Source organism: Microcoleus sp. AT3-D2, assembly GCF_036705715.1.
In the GTDB taxonomy this organism is placed as follows: Bacteria; Cyanobacteriota; Cyanobacteriia; order Cyanobacteriales; family Microcoleaceae; genus Microcoleus.
Genome location: NZ_JAUBVE010000140.1, coordinates 1 through 5586, shown reverse-complemented (window position 1 = coordinate 5586; position 5586 = coordinate 1). Strand labels below are relative to the sequence as shown.

Annotated in this window: 9 protein-coding genes and 1 pseudogene; all 10 read left to right on the top strand. The window is 46.1% G+C overall.

What is annotated here, in order from left to right; all coding sequences use genetic code 11:
- Positions 1 to 74 precede the first annotated feature (74 nt).
- A pseudogene (locus QUB44_RS31315) lies at positions 75 to 173 on the top strand (IS1 family transposase); the annotation flags it as partial.
- Between the two features lie 229 nt (positions 174 to 402).
- On the top strand, positions 403 to 1836 hold the full coding sequence (locus QUB44_RS29990) for a hypothetical protein (protein ID WP_333373385.1): 1434 nt from the start codon (positions 403 to 405) through the stop codon (positions 1834 to 1836).
- A gap of 160 nt (positions 1837 to 1996) precedes the next feature.
- On the top strand, positions 1997 to 2371 hold the full coding sequence (locus QUB44_RS29985) for a hypothetical protein (RefSeq protein WP_333373383.1): 375 nt from the start codon (positions 1997 to 1999) through the stop codon (positions 2369 to 2371).
- Positions 2364 to 2819 carry a hypothetical protein gene (locus QUB44_RS29980; RefSeq protein ID WP_333373380.1) on the top strand — a complete coding sequence of 152 codons (456 nt, stop codon included), beginning with the start codon at positions 2364 to 2366 and terminating at the stop codon, positions 2817 to 2819. Before QUB44_RS29985 ends, QUB44_RS29980 begins: the two co-directional genes overlap by 8 nt.
- Positions 2816 to 3076, top strand: a complete 261-nt coding sequence (locus QUB44_RS29975; protein ID WP_333373377.1) for a hypothetical protein — start codon at positions 2816 to 2818, stop codon at positions 3074 to 3076. The genes QUB44_RS29980 and QUB44_RS29975 overlap by 4 nt, the downstream gene beginning before the upstream one ends.
- Positions 3077 to 3326: 250 nt before the next feature.
- Positions 3327 to 3590 (top strand): hypothetical protein, encoded by a 264-nt coding sequence (locus QUB44_RS29970; protein WP_333373375.1) that lies wholly within the window; start codon positions 3327 to 3329, stop codon positions 3588 to 3590.
- On the top strand, positions 3581 to 4168 hold the full coding sequence (locus tag QUB44_RS29965) for a hypothetical protein (protein ID WP_333373372.1): 588 nt from the start codon (positions 3581 to 3583) through the stop codon (positions 4166 to 4168). Before QUB44_RS29970 ends, QUB44_RS29965 begins: the two co-directional genes overlap by 10 nt.
- The gene (locus QUB44_RS29960; RefSeq protein ID WP_333373369.1) at positions 4161 to 4430 is read left to right on the top strand and encodes a hypothetical protein; all 270 of its coding nucleotides are present in this window, start codon (positions 4161 to 4163) and stop codon (positions 4428 to 4430) included. The genes QUB44_RS29965 and QUB44_RS29960 overlap by 8 nt, the downstream gene beginning before the upstream one ends.
- A 205-nt stretch (positions 4431 to 4635) precedes the next feature.
- Positions 4636 to 5112: a hypothetical protein gene (locus QUB44_RS29955; protein ID WP_333373367.1), complete on the top strand. Its 477-nt coding sequence runs from the start codon at positions 4636 to 4638 to the stop codon at positions 5110 to 5112.
- A 135-nt stretch (positions 5113 to 5247) separates the two neighbouring features.
- The gene (locus QUB44_RS29950; RefSeq protein WP_333373365.1) at positions 5248 to 5520 is read left to right on the top strand and encodes a hypothetical protein; all 273 of its coding nucleotides are present in this window, start codon (positions 5248 to 5250) and stop codon (positions 5518 to 5520) included.
- Positions 5521 to 5586 lie beyond the last annotated feature (66 nt).

The window sequence follows — 5586 nt, the reverse complement described above, 5'->3', positions numbered from 1 at the left end:
ACTTTTGTTACCTCTGTGGAAAAAATCCTGAAAGAATTTGGAGAAAACTATGTAATTAATTTTGTCTAGCTACTTATTCCAAATCAGTAGAAATGTTAGCGCATTCAATTCGATTGTTACTTCACTATCTCAAGTTCCGAGAGGTGCCCATTCCTCAGCCCATCATAGACTGATTCAGCAACGCCGTAATAAATCTGAAACCCGTTACCTGTAAAGAGTCAAAGTCAATCGGGATGACAGGATTTGAATTAAGCTCTCGGAATTATTCTACCACTTTCCGCCATCCTAGCCTATTTTTTCGCTCAATCTAGGAAACCTGTTTTGCGTCTGAGCGAAAACTGAGCGGTCTGCTGTATTGTTTACACAGTAAGCGACTCAGCACTATGGAGAATTGAGCGAAAGATGAGCGAAAAATCTAATTCAGTCACACTCAGTACATCCGCTGACTACCTTATTGGGTATGAGCGGATTTTGGACTACTTCAAGCAAGCACAGAAAGAATGCCCCAAAGGGGTAGGACTAAAGAAGGATAGTAAGGCTAGGGGGTCTTACATCACCCTTCAGTTCAGACTAGGTGACAAGCGAGTCAACAAAACCTGTGGGTGCTACCTCACAATGCAGGGCATCACTGACGCCTTAAATAAAGCTCACTTGGTTGCTACCGCTCTAGAATCGTTCTCTAGTGAGACTCAATTTTTAAGCTGGTATGAGGATGTTATTTTGCAAAAAAACATCATCAAGAACGACTTGATAACGTTCGGCGAGGCAATTACAAAAGTAGAGAAAGAATACTGGGATGGACGAACTAAACGCCGCCAACAGCGTGATAGAAGCAATATTAGTCAGCAGCGGTCTTGGAATGTAGTTTATGGGCACTATTACAGACTGTTGCCTCAAAACACGGTTGTCAATTTAGCCGATATTCTGTTGGCAGTCAACAGCAAAAAGAAAGGAACTAAATGCTTCAAAAACTGCTTGTGTGCTATGCGTAAGCTCGCCGAAACAATTCAGAACGCTGACTTACTGGGTCGCCTTAAAGAGGTTGATGGTACACAAACAGAGTTTAGACAAGACCTTCAATCTATATCAGTTGATGAATTTTTGAAACTTCGGGAGGAAATTTTAACAGTTCCTGATGACAAACGATACCATTTAGAGTCGCGCAGGCGGTGGATGTGGGTGCTGTCAATGCAAGTTGTGTATGGCTTTCGGGTTCATGAGGTCTTTGCTGTTCAGAACATCGACAAACCATTTACAGCAAAGGATGGGGTTATCATCCCGGCGCTCATTGAGCCAAGCAATATAAAAATGATTGCTGTAGTGGGTGATAAAACGTTGTTAGACACGACGACCAAAACTGGCTACAGATTGTGTGTACCGATGCTTCCCCCTACCCATCCCGATTTGGTAAAGCGTTTAGAACTCAAAGCAGGACAATTGCCGGAAATTCATTCAGTTTCAGATAATCCAAATACCATTGGTAAAGCTTACGCTAGGAGAGCGCGTCAATTTTTAACCAGACTAAACAAAGGTCTATCACAAACTCACGCACTGCGTCATTTAGCTAACCTTAATGGTCAAATGGGAGGGATGTCTCAGGAGACGAGAGCTAAAAGTTTAGGGCATTCAACACAGATGAATGAAGGGATTTACAAGAGACGAGCTAACACTGAAACAACAATTAACTTGTTGACTCAATCTACAAAGGAAACTATTCCTTTAGGTAGCGCGATTGGGGTACTCAAACGGATAGGAAGTAACGCACAATGTGTCGATTTGTTGGCTGCTATCTACGGCATTACGCCCGACGAAGTGATGGAGTTGCTTGCCGAATAATTTGAAACAAAACTTTACAGTCTCTGTGTTGACAAGGGAGTGTAAGTCTGCAATCGTGAGTAACTAAGGAAGATTGATGCGCGGTTGACGAGCACTGACAATGCTAGCCAAACCACGACTTCCCCAACCGTTTCTTAGCAACCGTTGGAGCCTATAAATTATGCCACTTTCAGCCGATTGTCCAGACGGACGATCGCAACTCTTAATGTTTCCCCGTCGCGAGTTATTGCAGAAACTCGCATCGGCAGCTTTGCTGTTTTTTGTGCCGCGTTCTCAATCAGCTCTTGGAAGTCCTAAGAAATATCCGGCCCCGGAATTCAGTATCGGTAACAAGGTCGCTGACCACTGGATTGATGAAGTTGAAATAGAGCAAATTGAGTACGGCAACGTGTGCGGTACTTGCTGGCATCCTAACAAGCAAGAGTGGGCTTACTCAATTGAATGGACTAGCGGGGGGATGCCGGACTTTTGTTATCCGTGCTTTGACGAGCGCTTGACTGTTGGCGGTGATTTAAGGTTTGTCAGTCATGACTAAACCCACAGTCAGCTACCGTCGCATTGACCAACTCAAGGCGATCGCCTATGACCGTGGCTTCACCAATGAAGATGCCAGACAGTTTGGGAAACTCAGCAAAACTGCTACGTGGGAAGCGCTGCTAGAACTGTACCTGGTTGACGGTGAATCGCTTGACACAGTGAATGTAGACGCACCGCTAGACACTGTAGACACGGTGCTAGACATACCACTAGACACTGTAGACAACCTCGATTGGACTAACGACGGTTCATTCCCCGTGTGTGGCTTCACCCGCCAGAATTCCACCAACTTTTTAGACTGGGTTGACCTCTCTCAACTCATCGCACTCGTGCTCGCATCGGCGGGGGTGTTTGTGCTGGCAATGTCTATGTGGCGACAAATCAACCCTCTGAATTTATTTCCCTCCCCTGTTCGCATCCACATTCAAATCGGGACAAAACTATGAGCTTACAACTACGCCTTTTCGGCGGCAATTCTGATGCTGGAAAACTTACTGCCAGCAACGACGGCGGACACGCTATTGACAAATCAAAAGTTCTGGCAAGCACTGATGCAAGCGTTATCACACCACTAAATCCTGGTAACTTTTCCAGCATCCGTAGTGTTCCAGTTGTGCCAGCACCGCGCTACTTTACCAAGGAAGAAGCGGACGCTATGAAGGACTTGGCAAAGGAAAAAAACAGACGGTGCAAAACAGTCTAAACGCGCCTATGAAGCACTGGCAAAAGTCGAAGAAGCCGACGCTAAAGTTCACCGCCATCACCACAAATACGAGGGTGTTGTCGCCGATAATGAACTGGGTAAAAAACGCTCAGACACTCGACTAGCTAAGCACTTGCACAGTTTGCGTCCCGGCTATGCCCGACTGGGTTTAGGGATTGACAAAGCTGACAGTGACGCCAGAACTCGGATTGATGCGATTAAAGCCAAACTCACGGGGGGGACTGACTAAATGAAAGCGATGTATTTGGCAAACTATTTTGTCGCCGGATGCGTCGCTTTCTCCCTTTTTGGGTGGATAGCGAGTCTGCATCCGATGGCAATGAAAGCCGTTTTATTCCTGTTAGCAGCGATTGCGATTGCTTGGGGTTTGAGTTGGTTGCTTGACTACTCCCTGAGTAAGTTGCTTAAGATTTCAGTGACTGACTTACAAGCACTTTTAATCGGCGGTTTAGCGATGCTGCTGATTGGTTTGGGGGTGTTTCTATGCAGCTAAAACTGTTTGTTTTGAGCGCGTCCTCTGTCGTGCTTTGGCTGACTCCACTAGCAGCCCTGGACAAAAAGCTAGACACTCACAAAGCACTGCAAGGTGTCGGCTTGTGTGCTGCAATTGCTTGTGCAGTGTCGGCTGGCAACATCGCCCGTCAATTGGCTGACGAGGGAGAAATTGAGGCAATTAAAACCAGGGCAATCACCGCCGATGTGGTGGATGAAATCTCGACAAGCGTGTACATTTCTCAGAAACAAAGACAGCAGGAAGCAGAACAAATTCTGGCAACAAACGAACGAACCGACGAACAAGAGGCAGAACTCGATTCGATAAGAGAATCACTAGAACTGCTACTGAATCAGACTTCTGGCGATTCTGGCGAACTGGCAGTAGTGAATTTATCCACCAAGCAGCGCGAACAAATCGAACTGATTCTGCAATGTCACGCGAAGGGCATCACCGGCAAGAATAAAATCCTTAAAGAAGTTTGGAGGGTCAGTGCAGGCAGCAGCCAAGCCTACCGGGATGCGAAGGCTGAGTACGAATTCTTGATGCCGTTCGTGAAGGGGGAAGGTGATGACTAGACAGTCGAATATACCAACAGCAGCAGCCTTAAGATTGACTGGTACTAAGTCAGAAATAGAGTTAGTTCTGGCGGTTTTGCGAGGTAAAGATTTCTTTTGGAAAACTAACGGCAAGTTCTACCCGCAACGGGGGGAGGGCAATCAGTACGCTTACTACCTCAATGACCTGCAATTACCTCAACTTGGGGTAGCAGTCCCGCCAACACCAGGGGAACCACAACCTCGACAGTGGGATGCGGTTCTGGGTGGCCAGGGAGACTGAACACAAACGCTTAGTTGTAAGGGGGAAAATTACCCTATTTTGCCTCGAAAACCGCTTTTTCTGAAACCCTCTCTCTGTCTACGTTTCCCGCCAAAAACTCACTCGTCGATGTATAAGGTCGAAGTCGTAGAGACCGAGAAGGTAAGCGAGAGGCAAAATGAACAGTCGGTTTAGCCGTTTTCAAGCGGACAGGTAAAATGAAACGATGGACTTAGCGACGCAGCAAAAACTAATCCGACTTCTCTGGGGTCGTTGCGCTCATGACGAACCTTTAAGATTCTTGTGGGAACACCAACGACAACTTTCATGGCAAAGCCCCGCATTTGTGAAGGCTGCCATGCGCGTTTCCAATGAAATTTTTCTGGCGCAATTTAAGGACAAGCGCACTCTAGACAAATCTTTTAGGTCTGTTGTTAGCAAAGTTAAGGCTCTTGAAAACTCGCATTTTGAGTCCCTGCGTCGAGAAAGTTTCTACTCTATTAAAGATTTCTTTGACGACAATACAGCGTTTGTACGGGTCAGGAAAACTCAAATTGAGTGCCGAGGATACATCCAGTGCGTATCTGAATCGCATCCCGAACATTCTTGCATCGGCCCGCCTAAAGGTTTTGTGCCATTGCCAGACGCCGAAATAGGTGGCTGTGCTCGCAACGACAGCTTAATCGCACCCCTAGTCAACTAGCGGGGCGGTCTCTCCTATGCTCTAAATTTTCAACAAATTCTAAACACCAAAAAACCGCTGCTTTCAATTGAGACCTGACCGCAACGGTTTTGAGGCTTATCCACATTCAGCTCTTCTTAGGGTCGAGCCAAATTTATGTACGACAATTCTACTCCAGATAACGAGCAAACTTCAAGCACGCCCAAAAAATTTGACATCCGCGACTATCTCGACAAACTGGAACCCGGCAAAGCCAAAAATTACTATATTTGCCCTGTTTGCGAGGGCCACAGCTTAGGGATTAACTCCAAGAACGGTAAGTACCAGTGCTGGACAAACGCTTGCTCAACCGCTGATATTCGGGAAGCTATCCGGCCACTGGCTGAATTTTTAGCAGAGTGCAAAGAGGACAATCCCGTAAGTAGTTAGACAGAATTAATTACACAAATACATAGTAGAATGATATTCCAGGCAAAATTATGAGTTAATTAGAAT